This is a genomic window from Streptomyces sp. ICC4 (assembly GCF_003287915.1).
Taxonomy (GTDB): Bacteria; Actinomycetota; Actinomycetes; order Streptomycetales; family Streptomycetaceae; genus Streptomyces; species Streptomyces tritrimontium.
The window spans coordinates 6,269,926-6,291,134 of sequence record NZ_CP030286.1; the positions used below are offsets into that span (position 1 = coordinate 6,269,926).

16 protein-coding genes and 2 pseudogenes are annotated in these 21,209 nt (G+C 70.1%); 7 read left to right on the plus strand and 11 right to left on the minus strand.

Annotated features, from left to right (window positions below):
• Positions 1-12: 12 nt before the first annotated feature.
• The 3 genes from DRB89_RS29310 to DRB89_RS29320 all read right to left on the minus strand — a co-directional run bounded on the left by DRB89_RS29310 (position 13) and on the right by DRB89_RS29320 (position 2,264).
• Complete coding sequence (locus tag DRB89_RS29310) at positions 13-672, minus strand: hypothetical protein (protein ID WP_239516384.1); 660 nt, start codon at positions 670-672, stop codon at positions 13-15.
• A gap of 23 nt (positions 673-695) precedes the next feature.
• Complete coding sequence (locus DRB89_RS29315) at positions 696-1,010, minus strand: DUF6112 family protein (RefSeq protein ID WP_112449976.1); 315 nt, start codon at positions 1,008-1,010, stop codon at positions 696-698.
• 114 nt (positions 1,011-1,124) lie between these two features.
• Positions 1,125-2,264, minus strand: coding sequence for a C40 family peptidase (locus tag DRB89_RS29320; protein ID WP_112449977.1), 1,140 nt, complete (start codon positions 2,262-2,264; stop codon positions 1,125-1,127).
• A gap of 534 nt (positions 2,265-2,798) precedes the next feature.
• Here DRB89_RS29320 and DRB89_RS29325 point away from each other — a divergent pair.
• The 3 genes and pseudogenes from DRB89_RS29325 to DRB89_RS45030 all read left to right on the plus strand — a co-directional run.
• A complete protein-coding gene (locus DRB89_RS29325) occupies positions 2,799-3,554 on the plus strand; it encodes a site-specific DNA-methyltransferase (protein WP_112449978.1) in 756 nt (251 codons plus the stop codon).
• A 215-nt stretch (positions 3,555-3,769) separates the two neighbouring features.
• Complete coding sequence (locus DRB89_RS29330) at positions 3,770-4,372, plus strand: DUF4913 domain-containing protein (protein ID WP_112453623.1); 603 nt, start codon at positions 3,770-3,772, stop codon at positions 4,370-4,372.
• Positions 4,369-4,806: pseudogene (locus tag DRB89_RS45030) on the plus strand (hypothetical protein); the annotation flags it as partial. The gene DRB89_RS29330 and the pseudogene DRB89_RS45030, both read left to right, overlap by 4 nt.
• Before the next feature lie 30 nt (positions 4,807-4,836).
• Here DRB89_RS45030 and DRB89_RS29340 read toward each other — a convergent pair.
• On the minus strand, positions 4,837-7,389 hold the full coding sequence (locus DRB89_RS29340) for a non-ribosomal peptide synthetase (RefSeq protein WP_112451276.1): 2,553 nt from the start codon (positions 7,387-7,389) through the stop codon (positions 4,837-4,839).
• A gap of 44 nt (positions 7,390-7,433) precedes the next feature.
• A complete protein-coding gene (locus tag DRB89_RS29345) occupies positions 7,434-10,115 on the minus strand; it encodes a Pls/PosA family non-ribosomal peptide synthetase (protein WP_204357847.1) in 2,682 nt (893 codons plus the stop codon).
• A 438-nt stretch (positions 10,116-10,553) separates the two neighbouring features.
• Between DRB89_RS29345 and sbnA the strand changes: the two genes are divergently transcribed.
• The gene (gene sbnA, locus DRB89_RS29350) at positions 10,554-11,567 is read left to right on the plus strand and encodes a 2,3-diaminopropionate biosynthesis protein SbnA (protein WP_112451275.1); all 1,014 of its coding nucleotides are present in this window, start codon (positions 10,554-10,556) and stop codon (positions 11,565-11,567) included.
• Between the two features lie 124 nt (positions 11,568-11,691).
• On the opposite strand, the gene DRB89_RS29355 is transcribed toward sbnA, so the two are convergent.
• Together DRB89_RS29355 and DRB89_RS29360 are read right to left on the minus strand one after the other, a co-directional pair.
• Entirely contained in the window at positions 11,692-13,023 is a 1,332-nt protein-coding gene (locus tag DRB89_RS29355; RefSeq protein WP_112451274.1) for a TRAM domain-containing protein, read from the minus strand.
• Positions 13,024-13,172: 149 nt separating this feature from the next.
• On the minus strand, positions 13,173-15,227 hold the full coding sequence (locus DRB89_RS29360) for an APC family permease (protein WP_112451273.1): 2,055 nt from the start codon (positions 15,225-15,227) through the stop codon (positions 13,173-13,175).
• A gap of 230 nt (positions 15,228-15,457) precedes the next feature.
• On the opposite strand from DRB89_RS29360, the gene DRB89_RS29365 reads away from it, so the two are divergent.
• On the plus strand, positions 15,458-16,126 hold the full coding sequence (locus tag DRB89_RS29365) for a TrkA family potassium uptake protein (protein WP_112451272.1): 669 nt from the start codon (positions 15,458-15,460) through the stop codon (positions 16,124-16,126).
• Positions 16,123-16,785: a TrkA family potassium uptake protein gene (locus DRB89_RS29370; protein WP_112451271.1), complete on the plus strand. Its 663-nt coding sequence runs from the start codon at positions 16,123-16,125 to the stop codon at positions 16,783-16,785. The genes DRB89_RS29365 and DRB89_RS29370 overlap by 4 nt, the downstream gene beginning before the upstream one ends.
• A gap of 137 nt (positions 16,786-16,922) precedes the next feature.
• Here DRB89_RS29370 and DRB89_RS29375 read toward each other — a convergent pair whose 3' ends face one another.
• From DRB89_RS29375 to DRB89_RS29385, 3 genes are read right to left on the minus strand one after another with little or no spacing between them, the layout of a single operon-like run.
• Positions 16,923-17,666: a DUF3159 domain-containing protein gene (locus tag DRB89_RS29375; RefSeq protein WP_112451270.1), complete on the minus strand. Its 744-nt coding sequence runs from the start codon at positions 17,664-17,666 to the stop codon at positions 16,923-16,925.
• 2 nt (positions 17,667-17,668) lie between these two features.
• Positions 17,669-18,097, minus strand: coding sequence for an OB-fold nucleic acid binding domain-containing protein (locus DRB89_RS29380; protein WP_112451269.1), 429 nt, complete (start codon positions 18,095-18,097; stop codon positions 17,669-17,671).
• Between the two features lie 24 nt (positions 18,098-18,121).
• Complete coding sequence (locus DRB89_RS29385; protein ID WP_112451268.1) at positions 18,122-18,808, minus strand: response regulator; 687 nt, start codon at positions 18,806-18,808, stop codon at positions 18,122-18,124.
• Positions 18,809-18,915: 107 nt separating this feature from the next.
• Here DRB89_RS29385 and DRB89_RS29390 point away from each other — a divergent pair.
• Positions 18,916-20,154: pseudogene (locus DRB89_RS29390) on the plus strand (MinD/ParA family protein); the annotation flags it as partial.
• 82 nt (positions 20,155-20,236) lie between these two features.
• Here the strand turns inward: DRB89_RS29390 and DRB89_RS29395 are convergent.
• The gene (locus DRB89_RS29395; RefSeq protein ID WP_112453838.1) at positions 20,237-21,205 is read right to left on the minus strand and encodes a bifunctional riboflavin kinase/FAD synthetase; all 969 of its coding nucleotides are present in this window, start codon (positions 21,203-21,205) and stop codon (positions 20,237-20,239) included.
• Between the last annotated feature and the right edge of the window lie 4 nt (positions 21,206-21,209).

Below are 21,209 nucleotides of genomic sequence, written 5' to 3' on the forward strand. Positions count from 1 at the left end.
TTCAGTGGCGTGTTACGGGGCGACGCTCGGGGCGAGGGAGACCAGGGCGCAATCGGTGCTGGGGCGGCACTGGACGGCGAGGGTGACGGCGCGGTCCTCGGCGCCGCCTCCGCCGTTCCTCCAGGCGATGGTCTGCTTGCCGGTGACGGTGACCGCGTAGATGTACGCCTCGGTGATCGCGGAGGGGTTCTCGGCGAGGGCTTGCTTGAACGCCGAGGGGAAGTGGGCCTCGCCCACGGCGGCGGTGGCGTACTGGGCGTTGTCGGCCATCCGCGACCACAGCACCGGGTCCGGGATCTGTCCGGAGATCGCCGTCCAGTCGGTGTACTTCGTCTCGCGGGTCATCCACGCGTTCATGCCGGCGAGATGCTGGTCGCGGCTGGTGGTGCGGGTGTCGTACGACCAGAGCAGCACCGCCGCCGCCCTGGCGTAGGCGAGCGGATCGGTGACCTTGGGTGGAGCCGGGACCGAGCCCGTTCCGACGGACGTCTTCGGGGCCGTCCCGGCGGGCGAGCTCGGCGCTGGGGCTGCGGGCGAGGCACCTGTCTCGGACTTGCCGCTGCGGGAGGTGAACCAGGCAGTCAGTCCGGCGGCCCCGAGGAGGGCTGTGATGACCACGGCGGCGACGAGGATCCGTCGGCCGGTCGTCCAGTGGGTGGTGGCCCGGTGCAAGGGGGAGAGGGAACGTTTCGGCACTAGTGGACCTGGGTCCCGAGTCCCGAGAAGAAGGCGACGATGCCGTTGGCGGCGCCCAGGCCCAGGGCCGCGCCGGCCGAGACGACGGCGCCCTTCTTGCCGTTGGCCTCGGCCTGGTGGCCGCCGCTGTGGTGGCCCCAGGCCCATACGCCGAGGGAGATGGCGAGGGCGCCGACGACGGCGATGATGCCGAACATGTTGATCGAGTTGACGACCTTCTTCAGGACGTCGAGCCCGGGAAGGCCGCCCTCCTTTGGAGTGATTCCGGGGTCGTAGGCGAGGTAGAGGACGCGGTCTGCGAGTGAAATGGGTATGGCGAAGCTCCTTGCGGGCGCAGGCCTAAGAGGCCCTGCGGCTGTGCGGGGAAGGGGGAGGGGCGCTCTGGGCGAAGAGGGGCCCGGCGCAGGCCCGCATCGGCGGGCGGTGGTCTAGCTGTTGAGCGCGGGGATTCGGCGGACCGCGAGGATCTGCCAGTCGCCGACCTTCTCGATCCGCACCGGCTTCGTTGTGCGCGGTGCGTTGATCACCAGGCCGGCGCCGATGTACATGCCGACGTGCTCGGGGACGGCGGCGGTGCCGCGGGTGAAGAGCAGGTCACCGGGGATCAGGGTGTTCGCCGGTACGGCGTCACCCTCCTTGACCTGCGTGTACGTGGTGCGGGTGAGCTGGATGCCAGCCTTGGCGTAGGCCTGCTGCATGAGGCTGGAGCAGTCGCAGCGGCCCATGGGGTCGGGGCCGTGCGGCGCGGTGCAGGTGCCGCCCCACTGGTAGAGGGTGCCGAGCTGGTGCATCGCCCAGTCGATGGCGATGCGGACCTTCGGCGAGGCGTCGGCGGGGATCTTGTATCCGGCGGGGACGGTCCCTTCGGGGATGGAGCCCCAGCCGGCTCCGTCCTCGCCCGGCTTGCAGCCTCCGGCGCCGCCCGGAGCGGTACCCGGTTCCTGGCCGGTCTGGCCTGTGCCGCCGTTCGGCAGGGTTTGGACGATGGCCTGCTGCAGTGCCCGGGCCAGCGGCTCCCACTGCGCGTACGCGTTCGGGAAACCGGAGAGCTGCACGGCCTGGGCGGCCTGGGTGATGGTCATCTGCTGCCAGCCCTTGACGGCCAGCAGCCCCTTGTAGAACTTGGTGGCGGCGTAAACGGGGTCGCGGATCTGCTCGGGGGTGCCCCAGCCCTGGCTGGGCCGTTGCTGGAACAGCCCGAGGCTGTCGCGGTCGCCGGAGTTGAGGTTGCGGAGCCGGGATTCCTGGATGGCGGTGGCGAGCGCGACGACCTGTCCGCGCTCGGGGACCTTCAGGGCGATGCCGGTGGCGACGATGGTCTTGGCGTGGGGGATCTGCTCGGCGGGCAGTTCCAGGCCTTCGACGCGGATCGAGCCGTCGCCGCCCTGGCCGCCGAGGATCGCCGCGACCTGCTTGGCGACCGCGGCGGCATCGACGCTGCTGCCGCCGGGCGCGCAGGCGGCGCCCTTGGAGGCTGCGCCGCTTCCGGCTGCGGCCATGGTGGCGGTGGTGGCGAGGACGAGGGGGGAGAGGCAGAGGACGCCGATGGCGGCGGCTACGGCCTTCAACCCGGGGTGCCTCCGCGCTCGCCGGTCACGGTCGGCGGCGGGGTTTCAGGCAGGGGAGGGCGCAGGGATGGCATGGCGGTGTCCTTGAAGTGTGTGAAGTCCCGGCCGCGCGGTGCCGTGGAGATGTGAGAAGGAGCGCGGTAGGCCGGGTGATGGGTGAGCTGTGCCTCGGGGCGTCGGCGCGAGTTCCCGCTCGCGATGACGTCCGGGCGGTCAGGTGTGCCGGGACAAGGGGGTGCCTCCGTGTGGGCATGACGGGGGATTACAGCCATCGACGCTGTGTGCACCGGGCAGTTCCAAAACAGTAAGCGGCGATCCCCGGTTGACCAAGAAAAAGATGATCAAGGCTCTATTTCAAGGGTTTTCGCGGCGACCGTGGTCAACCGGGGATCGTGCCCTACTGTTTTGGAACTCCCCTCGCACAACCGCCCTGTGGCCCTATGGCACCCCTATGTCCGCATCCGGACAGGGGCGGCATTGCCGCGAGCTGGAGCCCACTCCCGCCCTTTCCCGAACCGATATTGGGGTACCTCTTTGCCTTTCTCCCTGCACCAGGGCGACGCCCTCAGCGTCCTGTCCGGCCTCCCCGACAACTGCGTCGACTCCGTCATCACCGACCCGCCGTACAACTCGGGCGGGCGGACGGCGAAGGAGCGCACGAGCCGCACGGCCCGACAGAAGTACACCTCGGGCGACGCCGGCCACACCCTGGCCGACTTCACCGGCGAGAACATGGATCAGAGGTCGTACGGCTTCTGGCTGACGCAGATCATGACCGAAGCCCAGCGGGCCACCCGCCCCGGAGGCACGGCGCTGCTGTTCACCGACTGGCGCCAGCTGCCCATCACCACGGATGCGATCCAGGCCGCCGGCTGGACGTGGCGCGGGGTCCTGGCCTGGCACAAGCCCGCCGCCCGCCCGCAGAAGGGGCGCTTCACCCAGAACTGCGAGTTCATCGTCTGGGGGTCCAACGGCGACATGGACGGCTCCCGGAACGAGGTCTACCTCCCGGGCCTGTACTCCGGCTCGCAGCCGGCGGGCAAGAAGAGGCAGCACATCACGCAGAAGCCGGTCGAGGTGATGCGCGAGCTCGTCAAGATCAGCCCGCCCGGCGGAACCGTCCTCGACTTCTGCGCCGGATCCGGCAGCACAGGTGTCGCAGCCCTACTGGAGGGCCGGGACTTCATCGGCGTCGAGAAGACCAGACACTACGCCGAGATCGCCTCCGACCGTCTCACCGAAGCCCTCCAGCAGACGTACTCCCAGGACGACTTCGTCCTCACAGCCTGACCCAAACGCCATGTGGCGGGGACAGGGAGACGGCCTCTCGTATTCCTGTCCCCGCCGTGCGCCGGGCTTTGTAGCACGACATCCCCGGTCAGCCAAACCGGGGAATGTGCGGATCGTTGAACTCCAGCCCCTTTTACGAATTCCGACGTGCCGCATGCGGCTGCGAGGAGAGACCTTTCGTGCTCGAACCCATAGACGGCCACGACGGCCAGGAGATGGACCCGATCCGCGTCCCCGACGCCGACCTGGAGAGCATCGAGGCCAGCGTCCGCAAGCTCCTGGACCAGTCGGCCCAGCAGGCTCGGCAGCTTGACAGCCTGTCCTCCGCACCCGACCCGATGCCCTTCGCCGGGTTCACGATGCCGGGCCTGCCCGGCATGCCCGCCCCCGTGCTGCCGCCCGAGCCGAAGCCGATCCTGGAGCTGGACGGCGAAGATCGGGAAAACGAACTGGACTCCCTGACCGACTGGGTGGAGGACTTCCTCATGCCGGTTTACGGCGCGGAGATCACCACATCCGCGCCGTGGTGCGAACAGTGGCAGGAACACCTCGACGTCGTGGCGTGGCTGCACGCCCTGTGGATGGCCTACCAGCAGCACAAAGACCCCGAAGCCGGACCCAGCGGCATGTTCGTGTGGCACCGGGACTTCCTCAGCCACGCGATGGCCGCCGTCCGCGCAGCCGGCGGACCGCTGTCGGCCTGCCAGACCGACCCCGACCGCCCCGCCCACCGCCTGCTGCGAGGCCCCGGCCGATCCACCCGCCCGGTGGCCACCGCGGCAGACGACACGGAGCACGGCGTCGAGGCGGCCTCGTGAGCGGCCACGAACAACCCGCCTTCGGCCTGACCTTCGACCCGCGCGCTCTGACCGACCTTCTCCAAGCGCCCAGCGACATCCGCGACCTCGCGCTCGCCAAGATCCAAGACGTCGTCAACGCGAACCTGTTCGGCGGGAAGCTCACCCACGAACTCGACGGGCTCCGCAAGGTCTATGTCGACTCACGCGCGGCCTGGCGCATCGTCTACGCCACGCGCCTGGCTCCCGAAGGATCCGCGTTCCGCAGCGAGATCCACGTCGTCGCAGTCCGTCCCCGGGAACAGAGCGACGTCTACCGGACCGCCGCCGCCCGCCTGGGCATCAAGCGCCGGCCTGTCGACGCCCTCACCCATGCCGCCAGGGGCCGGTCTCCCCAGCTCGGCACCACCCGCACCATCCCCAAGCCCGGACCCCAGCCCTACGCGGTCCCCGGACGAGGAGGAGAAGGAGGAGGCGGCCGGCGATCAGGGGGAGGGCGGCTGCGCGGTGGGGAGCCGGTGGGATGCGGTGTCCAGGAACCGGGCCAGATCGGTGAGGACGGGGTGGCGGACGACGTCTGCCGGGGACACGGCGCGGTCCAGGGTGATGGCGAGCCTTACGGCCGACAGGGAGGTGCCGCCCCGGTCGAAGAAGTTGTCGCGCCGGCCGATCCGGCCTTGCGCAATGCCGAGCACGCTCGCCCACGCGGCCGCCAGCCGCTGTTCGGCGGGCGTGTTCGGCGCCGGGACCTCGTCCTCGGCGGCGTGAAGTCGCGCGGCCAGGGCCGTCAGGGCCTTCCGGTCGATCTTGCTGTTGGCGGTCAGCGGGAGGCTTTCCCGCCAGTGGATGACCGAGGGGACCATGTACCCGGGCAGTGACGCGCCCAGCCGGTCCAGCAGGATGCTGGTTTCGAGCGGGTGCGGGGCGGTGTAGAACGCCACCAGGTGGGTGCTGTGGTCGGGCCGTTCGGTGACCACCACGGCGCTGTCGCGGACCCCGGGCGCTCGCAGCAGGGTGTTTTCGATCTCGCCGGTCTCGATGCGGAAACCGCGGATCTTGACCTGGTTGTCGCGGCGGCCGAGGAACTCCAGCTTGCCGTCGGCCCGCCAGCGGCCGATGTCGCCGCTGCGGTACAGGCGCCTGCCCTCACGGTGCGGGTCGGCAAGGTACGTCGGCCGGGTGCGCTCGGGGTCGTTGACGTAGCCGCGGCCGACGCAGACCCCGGAGAAGGCGATCACGCCGGGCGCTCCGAGCGGCACCGGGTTGAGGTGCTCGTCGACGACGTAGAGGTGCACGTTGTTGACCGGCCTGCCCAGCGGGACCCGGTCGGTGTCCGGTGTGCGGTCCATGACCTCGTGGTTGGTGTCGTCGCTGGTCTCGGTCAGCCCGTAGGCGTTGACGAGCTTGATGTGGGGCTGGGCGGTGAACCAGCGCTGGGCGAGTTCCCTCTTCAGCGCCTCACCCGTGACCGACACGAACCGCAGGTCCGGCAGCGTCCGGGGGTGCTGCTCGAGATGGGACACGACGACGTCGAGGTAGGAGGGGACGACCTGCAGCACGGTGACCTTGCCGTGGGCAACGGTGTCGACGAACCGTGCGGCGTCGAGGATCGCTTCCTGCTCGATCAGCAGCGTCCGCCCGCCGACCAGCAGGGGGGCGAGCAACTGCCACAGCGAGATGTCGAAACACTGGGGCGCGATCTGGGCGACCACCTGCCCCTCGCCGATCTCGAGGTCGTCGATTTTGGCGTAGAGGTGGTTGAGCATGCCCTGGTGTTCGCACATCGCACCCTTGGGCTCACCCGTCGAGCCGGAGGTGAAGTAGATGTAGGCCAGCTGGTCGGGTGCGACATCGATACCGAGATCAGTTCCGGAATGCTCCTGACCGTAGGCGGTGTCGACGAACAGCGTCTGGACCGCGGGCTGGGAGGCGAGGGCCGGCTGGAGGGTGGTGGCGCCGGTCGGCCCGGTCATCACGAGCCCGCATCCGGCACGGGCCAGCATGGCTGTGATGCGTTCGGCCGGCAGGTGCGGCTCGATGGGCAGGTACGCGCCGCCGGCTTTGAAGACGGCCAGGACCGCGGCCAGCCAGTCCAAGTTCCTCTCCATTGCCACCGCGACCACCCCTTCACGGTGCAGTCCTCGGGACCGCAGCGCGCGGGCCAGCCGGTTGGCGCGGGCGTTGAGCTCCTGGTAGGTCCACTTCCGGTCGCCTTGCTGGGCGGCGACGGCGTCCGGGTGCTGCCGTACGCGCTGCTCGAACAGCTCGTGCACCCGGCGCTCGGGCAGCTCTCGGCGCGGCCCGGCGAGGCCGTGGAGCTGGAAACGGAGCTCCTCGGCCGACACCAGGCTCTGGTCCGCGTGATCGGCATCCGGGTCAGCGGCGATCAGGTCGAGCACGGTCAGGTGGTATCCGGCGATCCGGGCGGCGCAGTCCGCGTCGAGGATGTCGGTGCGGTAGCGCAGCCGCAGCGTCAGCCGGCCGTCGTCGTGGTGGGCGATGCCCGTCCACAGCGCCGTGTCCGCGGCCAGGTCACTGCCGTCCGGGGCCGGCTCGCCGTCGGCGCCGGGGAGGTCACGGCCGATGCCGGTGGGATCGAGCACGGTCTCGAAGAGCGCTTCGGCCAGGCCGAGTTCGCGCTTGAGGTCCTCGACGGGGAAGTCCTGGTGGGCCAGCACCTGCGCGAGGGCATGGCGGGTGTGCTGCAGCAGGGTCCGCCATGAGCCGGGGCCGGTCGTCAGCCTGCACGGCAGCGGCCGGCCGCCGACGGCGGCGACGTAGCCGGTGGTGACCTCCTGTTCGCCGCTCAGCGCGGCCAGCACCTTCGCGTGGGCGGTCAGCAGCACGCAGTCCAGCGGTACCGCCAGGTCCTCTGCCAGTCGGCGCAGTGCTGTCGCCTGGATGGCTGGGACCGGCGTCTCGTACTCGGCCACGCCCGCCACCGGCACCCGGGTCCAGCGCGGAAGGGGCGTGAAGCCGCTGCCGGCGGCCAGGACGCCGTGCCAGAACTCTCTGCTGGTGGATGCGTTGAGTGCCATGAGGGGTCTCTCTCCTGTGCTGGTACCGACGATGTGGTGGGGTGTCAGATGCCGCCGAGCGGGTCGGGGTGGAGGGGTACGGCGCCGGACGGGGACGCCGGCGGCGTTGCGGAGGGCGGGGTGCCGTCGGGAAGCTGCCGGGCCGGGTTCCCTGCCCACCGGGCCCGCTGCGGGACCTGCTCGCCCTTCATGAGGAAGGAGTCGCAGGCGAGCTGGACGCGGTCTGCCAGCGTCACGCCGTAGTGGACGAACGCGCCGACACCGAGGGTGCAGCCGTCTGCGATCGCGGTGCGGTCGGACTTGAAGGCGCCGTCCTCCTGCGAGTGGCACTGGACCACCGTGCCGGCGTTCAGCGTGCAGTCGTCCCCGATGGTGACGAGGGTCCGCTCCGGGAAGGCGCAGCCGTCATCGAAGACCCGCTTGCCGATCCGCGCGCCCAACAGCCGCCAGACGACGTTCTTGAACGGGGTCCCGTCGAAGACCTGCGCGTAATGGACCGACGCCATCTTCCAGAAGCGCTCGTGCCGCCAGAACGACTGCTCGTAGATCGAGCAGTACAGCGGCTTCTGGGCCTTGAACCCGGTGGTGGCCCGTTCGATCAACGCGAAGTGGACGACGGTGAACAGCAGTGTGAGGACACCGGCCAGCGCGAACGCCGACGCGCCCAGCGAGGGGTAGAGGGTTGCGGCGGCCAGGCCGAGGAGGGTCATGACGAAGACGTGGATCCACCGCGCCATCAGGTACAGCCCCGCCGTGACGGCGTTGTGCCGGTTCTTGGCGGCCAGGCGCCGGCGCAGCTCGCTGCCGCTCTCCAGGTCCTGGAACCGGGTGTCCCGCATCACCGTGCGGGGAATGGCGAAGGGGGGTGAGCCCAGCAGGCCCACGTTTTCCCGTACCTCTCCGTCGACCGGGACCATCACCTTCGTCGCCAGCAGACAGTTGTCACCGGTCATGGCCCGCGAGGGATAGGCGATCTGGTTGCCGAGGAAACTGCCGGCGCCGATCGAGACCCGGGACAGCCTGAATGACGTGCTGGAGAATTCGGCGTTGATGACCGACAGGCCGTCGGCGACCATCGTCTTGCTGCCCACCGAGGTCAAGAACGGGCTGTCGTGCTTCACTTCGATACCGAAGTTCGAACCCGTCTGTGTGACACGGGACAAGTCGTAGCCGAGATAGCGCAGGTAGTGGACGATCGCGGAGCTGTCCCCGAAAAGCTCCCTGAAGAACTTCCTGTTGGTCAGGAGGGCGATGGCCCGCTGCAGACCGTAGTGGAAGCCGTAGAGCGGATAGACCGTGTCCGGCTTGACCGCCAGGTTGAGCAGGCGCGGCACCACGCCCTGGATGACCAGCCCGGCGAGAGCGGCGCCGAAGAACAGCACGAAGGACGCGGCCAGCGCACCCAGATAGAACGTCCCGCTGGTGAACGCCGAAGTCCCGGATCGAAGCGGTGACGTGTTCAGCTGCGGCAGTGCGGCCAGCAGCACGGTGACGCCGCCCGTGGCCAGCGGCAGATAGACCAGCAGCAGGGCGAGGAGCTGCCCGGCGGTGTAGCGGACCTTCCTGGCGGTGGAGCAGTCGACGGCGCCGACCGTGCGGAAGTTCGTGCCGGTGGGCTCGGCCGGTGACCCGTGCCAGCGCTCGCCGGCGGGGACGGTCTGACCGGCGTGCAGACTGGAGGCGTGCCCGAGCTGGGCCCGGTCGCCCATCGAGGTGTTGATGTCGAGGACGGTCTGTTCGCTGACGAGGACGTCGCTACCGAGGGTGACGGGGCCGGTCTGGATGAAACCGTCGTGCGCCCGGTAGCAGGAGAAGAACACATCCTTGCGGATCACCGTTCCGTCACCGATCGTGAGCAGATCGGTGCAGACGGGGATGTGCGTGGAAAAGATCGCTACGTTGCGCCCGATCTTCACGCCCAGCGCCCTGAGGTACGCCACGTACACCGGCGACCCGATGAACAGGCGGACCGGACTTGCGCGGATCAAGGTCTTGACCAGCCACCAGCGTACGTAGCCGAGGCTCCAGACGGGGAACTCGCGGGGCGTGAAACGACCGATGAGGGTCCACTTCGCCACGATCGGCACCATGCACACGCCGGCGAAGCCCGCGCTGCCCACCAGTACGGAGCGCAGGTAGACGTCGAGCACACCGGCGCCGGCGCCGACCCACTCAAAGCCTCGGACCGTGGCCAGGGCGGCGAGGTAGGAATAGCCGAGGAACGCCAGGAACTGCAGCATTCCGCACAGCAGGTACTGCCCGGTGCCCGCCCGCGCCCCCACGCCGCGCGCCGAAGCGGACGCCGGCGCGGATGCCGGGACGGCCGGACGGACAGACGGCTGGACGGGCACGGGCCCCGAGGCCGCGGGCGCGGTGCGGGTGGGCGCGGAGGCCTCGAGCGCGGCGTGGGTGAGCGCGGAGGCGAGGCTGTTGACCGTGGGATGCCGGTAGACGTCCTTCATCGATACGGGCAGCAGGTCCGCCCGCTTCCTGACCCGGGCGCAGAACCCGGCCATCACCATCGAATCGGCGCCCAGATCATCGAAGAAGTTGCTGTCGACCGGCACCTGCTCCACACCCACGACATCGGCCAGCACCTCCGCGAGGAGCCGCGCGGTCTCGGCCGCCGGGCCGCCGGACGTGCCACGCGGCCCGTCTTCGGGCGTACTGCCGGAAGGCGTCGAGGTGCCGGGCGGGCCGGCCGTCCAGGCATGGGCGGATTTCATGTGGTCTCCTCGCATTCCGCTGCCGGAGGTGCATTTCGGCATCGAGACCACAAGCGTTCAAGGGGTGGATTCGCGATGCCACCCCTCCAGTAAGCCCGGCAGGGACATATCCGTCACGCCGCTGAATGTCGTGACTTGACACCACGTATTCGCAGCGGTACGCGACCGCCGGCGCCGGCCTCCGCCGCCCCCTGCCTTGCGGGCATGCCGGGCGCAGGCGGTCACCCGAGAGCCGTGCCGCCCGGCCTCTACCCCTGATGGCGGCCGGCGTCAAGCCCCGACTTTCGGTGGCATGACAGAACCACGGCCAGCCCGCGTACTGGAGGAGTCCCGAAGACGTGGGAGCAGGCGACGTCTTCCCCGAGCCGCCCCCAGCCCCAGCCCCCACACGGGCCGGCGGCACCAGACGGCGCCGTGAGCGCTGACAGGGAGGTAACCGTGCCGGTCATATCCACGCCCCAGGCATTCATCCAGGACGACCTCTACATCGACCTCGAGGCGATCACCGGGAACCGGCTGTTCCTCAAATGCGAAGGATTCAACTTCGCGGGGTCCATCAAACTCAAAGCCGCGACCGCAATGGTCGAGGCCGCGGAACGCGACGGCCTGCTCACCCCCGGCTCCATCCTGGTCGAATCATCCTCCGGCAACCTCGGCGTGGCGATGAGCATGATCGCGGCCAGCAAGGGCTACCGGTTCGTGTGCGTGACCGACTCCCGCTGCAACCTGGCGACCCGGCTGCTCCTGGAAGCCCTCGGCACCCAGATCCACATCATCACCGAGCCCTCCCCCACCGGCGGCCTGCTCGGCGCCCGCATCGACCACGTCCGCGCCCTGTGCGCCTCCGACGACCGCTACGTATGGCTCAACCAGTACACGAACCCCAACAACCAGACCGCCCACTACCGCACCACCGCACCGGCCATCGCCCGCGCCTTCCCCGACCTCGATGTCCTCTTCGTCGGGGCCGGCACCACCGGGACCCTGATGGGGTGCGCCCGCTACTTCCGCACCTGGCACCGCCCGGTACGCATCGTCGCGATCGACGTGGAAGGCTCCGCCACCTTCGGACACACGCCCGGTCGCCGCATGATCCCCGGCCTCGGCACCAGCATCCGCCCCCCGCTCCTCGACACCTCTTACGTCGACGACGTGGTGCACGTCAACGAAGCCGAGACGATCCGCACGTGTCATCAACTGGCCCGCCACGGCTTCATCTTCGGCGGTTCCACCGGCACCGTCGTCAACGGCGCCACGCAATGGCTGGCCCAACAGGAACAGCCGGTGACGGCGGTCGCCATCGCCCCCGACCTCGGCGAGCGCTACCTCGAAACCGTCTACCAGACCGCCTGGGTCCAAGACCTCTACGGCGAGGACGTGCTCCAGCCCCAGCCCGTCACCGTCCCCGCCGGCCCGGCGAAGGAAACGGCGGCCCCTTGGGGAGCGCGTTGAGCCGGCGGCAGCGCCTGCGAGAAGTGCACAGCAGCCGCAGGTGCCCGTGGCCGCGCGGCAGCCGCACCGTGGCCCCCGCGAGAGCGGACCGCGGCGCCGACAGTACGGCCGTGGCCGCGCGGGGTCAGGCGTCCTTCGCCACCCGCTCCAGGATCGCCACGCACTCCACGTGGTGGGTCATCGGGAAGAGGTCGAAGGCGCGCAGGGTGCGGACCTTGTAGCCCGCCTCCTTGAAGTAGCCGAGGTCGCGGGCCAGGGCCGCCGGGTCGCACGCCACGTAGGCGATGCGGCGCGGGTTGAGGCCGGCCACCTGGCGGACCGTCTGCTTGCCGGCGCCCGCGCGGGGCGGGTCGAGGACGACCAGGTCGCACTCGGTGATGCCGGTCTTCGGGAGGATCGCCTCGACCTTGCCGTGCTCGATGCGGACCCGCGGGAAGTCGGTCAGGTTGTGCCGGGCGTCCTCGACCGCGCGCTTCGTGGACTCGATGCCCAGCACCGCGCCGGTTTCGCCGAGGCGCTCCGCGAGGGCGCCCGCGAAGATGCCGACGCCGCAGTAGAGGTCGAGGGCCATCTCGCCCTTGCGCGGCATCAGGCCCTGCATGACGGCCTTGATCAGGGTGTCCGCGGCCTGCGGGTGGACCTGCCAGAAGCCGCCCATGCCGACGCGGTAGGTGCGGCCGTCCGCGCGCTCGCGCACGAAGGGGCGGCCGTGGACGCGGTGGACCCCGCCGTCCTTCTCCTCGACGCGCAGGACCGAGACCGGCTTGTCGAGCTCGACCAGGGGGAGGCGGCCGCCCGGGCGGGGGGTGAGGACGACCTGGCGGTCGCCCGAGCCGGTGGCGGCGATGGCCTCGACGGTGGCCATCTGGGGCCAGTCCTGCTGCTCGATGCCGAGCTCGCTGACGCCCGGCGCCGCGATCATGCAGTGGTCGACCGGCTCGATCTCGTGCGAGCGGTGCTTGCGCAGGCCGACGCGGCCGTCCTCGTCGATGGCGAACTGCACGCGGGTGCGCCACTGCGGGACCTGCCCGGCCGGCACCTTGTCGCCCTCGGCCGGCATGACCGTGCCGTCCCAGCCCGCCTGCTCCGGGGTGAGGCCGGCGAGCCGCAGCAGCTGCTCGGCGACGACCTCGCCCTTGAGCCGGCGCTGGGCGCCCGGCTTGGCGTGCTGCCAGTCGCAGCCGCCGCACTTGCCGGGGCCGGCGTACGGGCACGGGGCCGGGGTGCGGTCCTTGGAGGGGTCCAGAACGGTGACGGCGTCGGCGCGCAGGAAGCGGGAGTCCGCGTCGCCCTCCGTCACACGGGCGATGATCTTCTCGCCGGGCAGGGTGTGGCGGACGAACAGGACGCGGCCCTCGGCGGTACGGGCGATGCAGTGGCCCCCGTGTGCGACGGGGCCGACCTCGACCTCGTACTCCTCCCCGACCAGTGACTGCTTCTCGTTCTGCTCCGTCATGGTGGGGAGGCTCCAAGGCTAAGTAAGGAAGGCGACATGCGTGAACGCCGAACGGCCGGACGACCGACCCACCAGTTTACGTGGATCTCGTCCGGCCGTTCACCACGCCGGAGCGGGAGCGGGCCCCAGCGCGCGGGAGCGGGCGGGAGCTACTTCCCCGCCGTGTCCTTCGGGCGCGGCCGCGGAGTGTCCACCGGACCGCGGCGCACCGCGCCGGGGGCGTTCCACTCGGCCCGCTTCTTCGCCCGCTTCTTCGCGAGCTCCGAGGACTCCAGCTGGTAGGGCACCGAGGTGACCATCACACCGGGGGTGAAGAGCAGCCGGCCCTTGAGCCGCAGCGCGCTCTGGTTGTGCAGCAGGTGCTCGTACCAGCGCCCGACGACGTACTCCGGGATGTAGACGCTGACGGCGTCGCGCGGGTTCTCGCTGCGCAGGCCCTTCACGTACTCGACCACCGGGCGGGTGATCTCGCGGTACGGGGAGTCGAGGATCTTGAGCGGAACGTTGATGCCGCGCCGCTCCCACTCCTCGCGCAGCGCCTTGGTCTCCACCGGGTCGACGCTGATGCTGAGCGCCTCGAGCCGGTCCGAGCGCGTGAGCTTGGCGAAGGCCAGGGCGCGCAGGGTGGGCTTGTGGACCTTGGAGACCAGGACGATGGAGTGGACCCGCGAGGGGCGCACGCTGTCGTCGCTCGGGCCCTCGGCGGCGGCGATCTCCTCGGAGACCCGGTCGTAGTGCTTGCGGATCGCGGTCATCGTTCCGTAGAAGATGACCATGCCGAGCAGGGCGACCCAGGCGCCGTGGGTGAACTTGGTCGCCAGGACGACGACCAGCACCATGCCGGTGAAGAAGGCGCCGAAGGTGTTGATCGCCCGCGAGCGGTGCATCCGGCGGCGGGCCGCCTGGTCTCGCTCACTGCGCAGGTGGCGGTTCCAGTGCCGGACCATGCCGATCTGGCTCAGCGTGAAGGAGACGAAGACGCCGACGATGTAGAGCTGGATCAGCTTCGTCGAGTCGGCGTCGTAGATCCAGACCAGCAGTATCGCGGCGCCCGAGAGGAGCACGATGCCGTTGGAGAAGGCGAGCCGGTCGCCGCGGGTGTGGAGCTGGCGCGGCAGGTAGCGGTCCTGGGCGAGGATCGAGCCGAGCAGCGGGAAGCCGTTGTACGCGGTGTTCGCGGCGAGGAAGAGGACGAGCGCGGTGGCCGCGGCGAGCACGATGAACAGGAAGCTGCCGTTGCCGAAGACGGCCTCGGCGACCTGGGAGATGACCGGGTTCTGGACGTAGCCGTCGCCGACCGGGACGCCGTTCTGCAACAGGTCGGTGGCGGGCTTCTCGGCCATCCGGACGTTCGTGGCCATGGCCAGGCCGATGATCCCGCAGAACATGACGACCGCCAGGCCGCCCATGAGGGCGAGGGTGGTGGCCGCGTTCTTGCTCTTGGGCTTGCGGAAGGCGGGTACGCCGTTGCTGATGGCCTCGACGCCCGTCAGCGCCGCGCAGCCGGAGGAGAAGGCGCGCAGCAGCAGGAAGACCAGCGCGAAGCCGGCGAGCCCCTGGTGTTCGGGTTTGATCTCCAGGCCGGCCGTCGGGGCCTCCATGGTGTCGCCCATGACCAGGCCGCGCCAGGCGCCCCACCCGATCATCACGAAGACGGCGCCGACGAACACGTAGGTCGGGATGGCGAAGAGGTTCCCGGATTCCTTCACACCGCGCAGATTCATCAGCGTGAGCAGCAGAATCATGACGATCGCGGAGAGCACCTTGTGCTCGATGACGAAATCGACGGCGGAGCCGAGGTTCTCGACTCCGGAGGAGATCGACACGGCGACCGTGAGGACGTAGTCCACGAGCAGGGCGCTCGCGACGGTGAGACCGGCCCTGGGCCCGAGGTTGGTGTTGGCGACCTCGTAGTCACCGCCGCCGCTGGGGTAGGCGTGGACGTTCTGTCGGTAGGAAGCGACCACCGTGAACATCAGCACGACGACCGCGAGGGCGATCCAGGGGCTGAAGTGGTACGCCGACACGCCTGCGATCGACAGGACCAGCAGGACCTCGCCGGGAGCATATGCCACGGAGGAAAGTGGGTCGGATGCGAAGACAGGAAGGGCGATCCTCTTCGGGAGGAGCGTTTCTCCGAGGCGGTCGCTGCGTAGCGCCCGGCCGATCAGGATCCGTTTGGGCACGTCGGTCAGTTTGGACACGCAGAGGATCGTAAGCGTTCGAAATCGGCCTGACGAACCCCCCACCCCTATACGGCCCCTATACGGCGGGAAGTCGCACCGCATCCAGGGCAAAGGAGCGCCGCCTCCCGCACAAATGGTCACACTGGTGACCGCCCGTGTGTAGCTTGGGCCATGGTCTGAGACCCTGTTAAGCCAGAGCAGCAATGAGGCTGGAACCCAGCGAGCCGCTGACAGCCGGAAGGACGGCCGTGCACATCGTCATTATGGGCTGCGGAAGAGTGGGCTCCGCTCTCGCACAGACCCTGGAACAGCAGGGGCATACGGTCGCGGTCATCGACCAGGACCCCACCGCATTCCGCCGGCTGGGGGCGTCCTTCGGCGGCCGCCGCGTCACCGGAGTCGGCTTCGACCAGGACACCTTGCGCGAGGCCGGCATCGAGGAGGCGGGCGCCTTCGCCGCGGTGAGCAGTGGTGACAATTCCAACATCATCGCCGCCCGAGTGGCCCGTGAGATGTTCGGCGTCGAGAACGTCGCCGCCCGCATCTACGACCCCAAGCGCGCCGAGGTCTACCAGCGTCTGGGCATCCCCACCGTCGCGACCGTCCGGTGGACGGCCGACCAGATGCTCCGCCGGCTGCTGCCGTCGGGCGCCGAGCCGCTGTGGCGCGACCCGAGCGGCGGTGTCCAGCTCGCCGAGGTGCACACCTCCACCGCCTGGATCGGCCACAAGGTCAGCCAGTTGCAGGAAGAGACCGGGGTCCGCGTCGCCTTCCTCACCCGGCTGGGCGAGGCCATGCTGCCGACGTCCGCGACGGTCCTGCAGGAGGGCGACCTCGTCCACGTGATGATGCGCACGGACGAGATCGACAAGGTGGAGGCGTCCTTCGCCGAGGGTCCTGAGGAGGCACACGCATGAGGGTCGCGATCGCCGGAGCCGGCGCGGTCGGCCGCTCCATCGCCGCAGAGCTGCTGGAGAACGGCCACGAGGTGCTCCTCGTGGACAAGGCTCCGACCGCCATCTCCGTGGAGCGGGTGCCGCAGGCCGAGTGGCTGCTGGCCGACGCCTGCGAGATCACCTCGCTCGACGAGGCGGCGCTCCAGCGCTGCAACGTGGTCATCGCCGCGACCGGTGACGACAAGGTCAACCTGGTCGTCTCCCTCCTCGCCAAGACCGAGTACGGGGTCCCCCGGGTCGTGGCCCGCGTGAACAACCCGAAGAACGAATGGCTCTTCAACGAGTCCTGGGGCGTCGACGTCGCCGTCTCCACTCCGCGCCTGATGTCGGCGCTCGTGGAAGAGGCCGTCAGCGTCGGCGACCTGGTACGGCTGCTGCGCTTCAGCCACGGCGACGCCAACCTGGTCGAGCTGACCCTGCCCGCCGACTCCCAGGTCGCGGGCAAGCAGATCAGCGAGATCGACTGGCCCGAGGACACCTCGCTGGTCACGATCATCCGCGGCAACCGGGTGCTCACGCCGCACGGCGAGGAGACCCTGGAGCCGGGCGACGAGCTCCTCTTCGTGTCCGCACAGGCCCGCGAGGAGCAGCTGGAAGACCTCCTCCAGGCCGCGGACTAGCCTGCGGCCCGCTCCGTCCCAGCCCCGCCGGCGTTTGAGGCGCGGGGTCTGGGGCGGAGCCCCAGGGGCCCGGGCCGCAGCCCGCTGCCACCGGTCGCAGCCCGCCCGCGCACGCAGCCGCGTACGGGGTCAGGCCTTCAGGCCCCCTTGGCGGCCTTCGCGGCCTTCTCCGCCGCCTCCTCCGCCTCCCACTCCGCGATCACGTTGATCGGCGGCGGCGCCTTCGCAAGGAAGACCCACGTGAAGTACACCGCGAGCACCATCGGCGGCAGCTTCAGCGCGATCAGCACCCAGCCCAGCTGCGTCGCGTCGCCCCACCAGTACAGCGGGAAGAGGATCGCGTACTTCGCGAGGAAGATCAGGCCCCAGGCCAGGCTGGCCTTGGTGTAGGCCTTCTTGCGCCCCGGGTTGCGCGTGCGCCAGGACAGGTTCTCCTTGAACACCGGCCCCAGCATCACCCCCAGCAGCGGGAAGCCCACCAGCGCGGAGAGCGTGAAGGCCACGCCCAGCCCGGCGCCGTAGATCATGCCGGGCAGGTAGAAGCCCTTCGCGCTGCCCGTGAACAGGGCGAAGGCCACGCCCACGCCCACGCCGAAGACCCCGCTGAAGGCGTGCTTGACCGTGTCCTTGCGCAGCAGCCGTACGACCACCAGCAGGACGGCGACCGCGCCCGCCGCGATGGCCGAGAGCTTCACGTCCTTGTTGATCGTGTAGATCATGACGAAGAGCAGGCCGGGGAGCATCGTCTCCACGGTGCCCCGGATGCCGCCGAAGGCGTCGAAGAGGGCCGCCTGTGTCACGGCCTTCTGGTCCGCGGAGGGCTCGGCGGCGGGGTCCACCGGTTGCGTGCCGGGGGTCGTCGGTTTGTCGAGTGACGTCACCGTCAGTGCTCCTGTCCGAGCGGTCGGAGTTCGTACTTCGGGTTGAAGAGCACCCGACGGCCGTGGCTCATCGAGATCCGCCCGGAGGCGATCATGCGACGGCCTGGTTCGATTCCCACGATCGAGCGACGTCCGAGCCATACGACGTCCAGCGCCGCGGAGCCGTCGAACAGCTCGGCCTCCAGGGCGGGGACGCCCGCGCGCGGCCGCAGGGTGACGGTGCGCAGGGTCCCGGTGACCTTGACTATCTGGCGGTCGTGGCAGTCGCAGATCCGCGTGCACCCCGCGGCTTCTGCGTCCTCCTGCAGTTCCGCGGAATGCAGCTCCTCCTGCGAGGTGGACAGCCGCTCTATCATCCGGCGGAACCGGCCCGCCGGCCTGGCTGGCTTCGCCGGCTTCGCGGGCTTCTCGGGACGCGGTTCAGCACTCATACAGGAAGCGTACCGGCGCGCCCACTACCTCTCGAAGCGGTATCCCATGCCCGGTTCGGTGATGAAGTGCCTCGGGTGCGAGGGGTCGGCCTCCAGCTTGCGCCGCAGCTGCGCCATGTAGACCCGCAGGTAGTTGGTCTCGGTCCCGTACGAAGGCCCCCAGACCTCCTGGAGCAGCTGCTTCTGGCTGACCAGTTTGCCGCCGTTGCGGACCAGCACCTCCAGCAGGTGCCACTCGGTGGGCGTGAGGCGGACGTCGCGGCCCTCGCGCACCGCCTTCTTCGCCGCGAGGTCCACCGTGAAGCCCTCGGTCTCGACGATCACCTCGTCCTCGCCGGACCCGGCGCCCGGTTCCGCCCGCCGGACGGCGGCGCGGAGCCTGGCCAGCAGTTCGTCCATGCCGAAGGGCTTGGTGACGTAGTCGTCGGCGCCCGCGTCCAGTGCCTCGACCTTCTCGTCGGAGCTGTGCCGCGCGGAGAGGACCAGGATCGGGACGCGGGTCCAGCCGCGCAGTCCCTTGATCACCTCGACGCCGTCCATGTCGGGCAGGCCCAGGTCGAGGACGACCACGTCGGGGTGGCGGGCGGCAGCCAGCTCCAGGGCGCTCGCCCCGTCGGCGGCCGCGTCGACCTCGTACTTGCGTGCCTTCAGGTTGATCACCAGGGCTCGGACGATCTGGGGTTCGTCGTCCACCACGAGCACCCGGGTCATTGAGGGCCTGCCTTCTGTCGTATCGAATCAAGATCGAAATCTACGGGGTCCCGCCCGCCGGGCCCCCAGGGCCCTGTCTCTTATACCCACAGCAGTACGCCCAGCCCCAGCCTCCTCAGGTCCCGCAGGCCCCGCAGGCCCCGTACAACGATCCCCGCGCCGCCGGCCAGTGGCCCCAGGGCCCCCAGCCGGGCGCCGGCGCCCCGCTCGGCTACACCGCCGCCGTCGAGCTGTCGTCCGACCGCCTGCTGCGCGGCAAGCAGAAGCCCAAGAGCGGCAACAGCGCTTCCGGCGGCAGCCTCTTCCGCTTCGGCGGCAAGGCGGCCGAAGCGGAACGCCAGCGCAAGCTGGAGCTGATCCGCACCCCGGTCATGTCCTGCTACCGCATCGCCGTGATCAGCCTCAAGGGCGGCGTCGGCAAGACCACGACCACCACCGCCCTCGGCGCCACCCTCGCGACCGAGCGCCAGGACAAGATCCTGGCCATCGACGCGAACCCCGACGCCGGCACCCTCGGCCGCCGCGTGCGCCGCGAGACCGGGGCCACCATCCGGGACCTGGTCCAGGCGATCCCGTACCTCAACTCGTACATGGACATCCGGCGGTTCACCTCCCAGGCCCCCTCCGGCCTGGAGATCATCGCGAACGACGTGGACCCGGCGGTCTCGACGACCTTCAACGACGAGGACTACCGCCGCGTCATAGAGACGCTCGGCCGCCAGTACCCGATCATCCTCACCGACTCGGGCACGGGCCTCCTCTACTCCGCGATGCGCGGGGTCCTGGACCTGGCCGACCAGCTGATCATCATCTCCACGCCGTCCGTGGACGGTGCGAGCAGCGCGAGCACCACGCTCGACTGGCTGACGGCCAACGGGTACGCCGATCTCGTCTCGCGCTCCCTCACCGTGATCTCCGGGGTCCGCGAGACCGCCAAGATGATCAAGGTCGAGGACATCGTGCGGCACTTCGAGACCCGCTGCCGCGGGGTCGTCGTGGTGCCGTTCGACGACCACCTCGCGGCCGGCGCCGAGGTCGACCTCGACCAGATGAAGCCCAAGACGCGCGAGGCCTACTTCAACCTCTCCGCCCTGGTCGCCGAGGACTTCCTGCGCGCGCAGCAGCAGGCGGCACCGAACCACTGGGGCCAGCAGCCGCAGCAGCAGCACCCCCAGCCCGGCCAGCCGTACCCCCAGGCGCACCAGGCGCCTCAGGCCCCGCAGCCGTACGGCCAGCCCCCGCAGCCCTACCCGACGCCCGGCCAGCCCTGGCAGCCGCAGCAGCCCCAGCCTCAGCCCCACCCCCAGCAGCCGGGCCAGCCGCCGCGCGACCCGCGCCTGGGCTGACGCGGCCCCGAACGCACGAGGGCCCGTACCGGCCTGGATTCCAGACCGGTACGGGCCCTCGCCCGTACCCCGTACCGCGCGCTCAGAGTGCTCCGCGCGGCTCCGCGTCGTACGCATCGATCAGCACGCGCGAGCGCTTCACATCGTCCGCGATCGCCTCCAGCAGCCCGTCCAGCGACTCGAACTTGGCCATCCCCCGCACGTAGGCGAGGAAGTCGACGGTCACGTGCATGCCGTACAGGTCCAGTCCGACGCGGTCGATCGCGTACGCCTCCACGGTCCGCTCGGTGGCGTCGAACTGCAGGTTCGTTCCCACCGAGATCGCCGCCGGCATCCGCTCGCCGTCCGCCGTCAGCCAGCCCGCGTACACCCCGTCCGCCGGGATCGCGGTGTGCGGCTGCGTCTCGACGTTCGCCGTCGGGTAGCCGAGCTCCCGCCCGCGCTGCGCACCGCGCACCACGACGCCCTCGACCCGGTGCGGCCGGCCCAGGATCTCGGCCGCGCCCTCCATGTCGCCCTGCCCCACCAGCGCCCGCGCGAGCGTCGAGGAGAACGGCACGCCGCCGCCCGCCTCGCCGCGCTCCACCAGGTCGACGACCTCGACCTCGTAGTCGTAGGTGGCACCGAGCTCGCGCAGAAAGTCCACGTTGCCGGCGGCCCTGTGACCGAAGCGGAAGTTCGGCCCCTCGATGACCGCGCACGCGTGCAGCTTGTCGGCGAGCACCTTGACGATGAATTCGGCCGGGGAAAGCTGCGAGAACTCCGCCGTGAAGGGCAGGATCAGCATCGCGTCCACGCCCAGTCCGGCCATCAGTTCGGCGCGCCGGTCGTACGGGGCCAGGATGGGCGGGTGGCTGCCGGGGCGGACGACCTCGCTCGGGTGCGGACTGAAGGTGACGACGACGGAGGGTACGCCCAGCTCGCGCGCCTTGGCGACGGCCCGCCCGATGATCAGCTGATGACCCCGGTGGACGCCGTCGTAGGAGCCGATGGTGACGACGCTGCGTCCCCAGTCCTGGGGGATGTCCTCCAAGCCACGCCAGCGCTGCACTGTG

Excerpts from the sequence above, each read along its gene's own strand:
- DRB89_RS29330 (WP_112453623.1), top strand. The coding sequence starts at position 3,770 with ATGGACCCGATCCGCGTCCCCGACGCCGACCTGGAGAGCATCGAGGCC.
- DRB89_RS29340 (WP_112451276.1), bottom strand. The coding sequence starts at position 7,389 with ATGGCACTCAACGCATCCACCAGCAGAGAGTTCTGGCACGGCGTCCTG.
- DRB89_RS29345 (WP_204357847.1), bottom strand. The coding sequence starts at position 10,115 with ATGAAATCCGCCCATGCCTGGACGGCCGGCCCGCCCGGCACCTCGACG.
- DRB89_RS29355 (WP_112451274.1), bottom strand. The coding sequence starts at position 13,023 with ATGACGGAGCAGAACGAGAAGCAGTCACTGGTCGGGGAGGAGTACGAG.
- DRB89_RS29370 (WP_112451271.1), top strand. The coding sequence starts at position 16,123 with ATGAGGGTCGCGATCGCCGGAGCCGGCGCGGTCGGCCGCTCCATCGCC.
- DRB89_RS29380 (WP_112451269.1), bottom strand. The coding sequence starts at position 18,097 with ATGAGTGCTGAACCGCGTCCCGAGAAGCCCGCGAAGCCGGCGAAGCCA.
- DRB89_RS29385 (WP_112451268.1), bottom strand. The coding sequence starts at position 18,808 with ATGACCCGGGTGCTCGTGGTGGACGACGAACCCCAGATCGTCCGAGCC.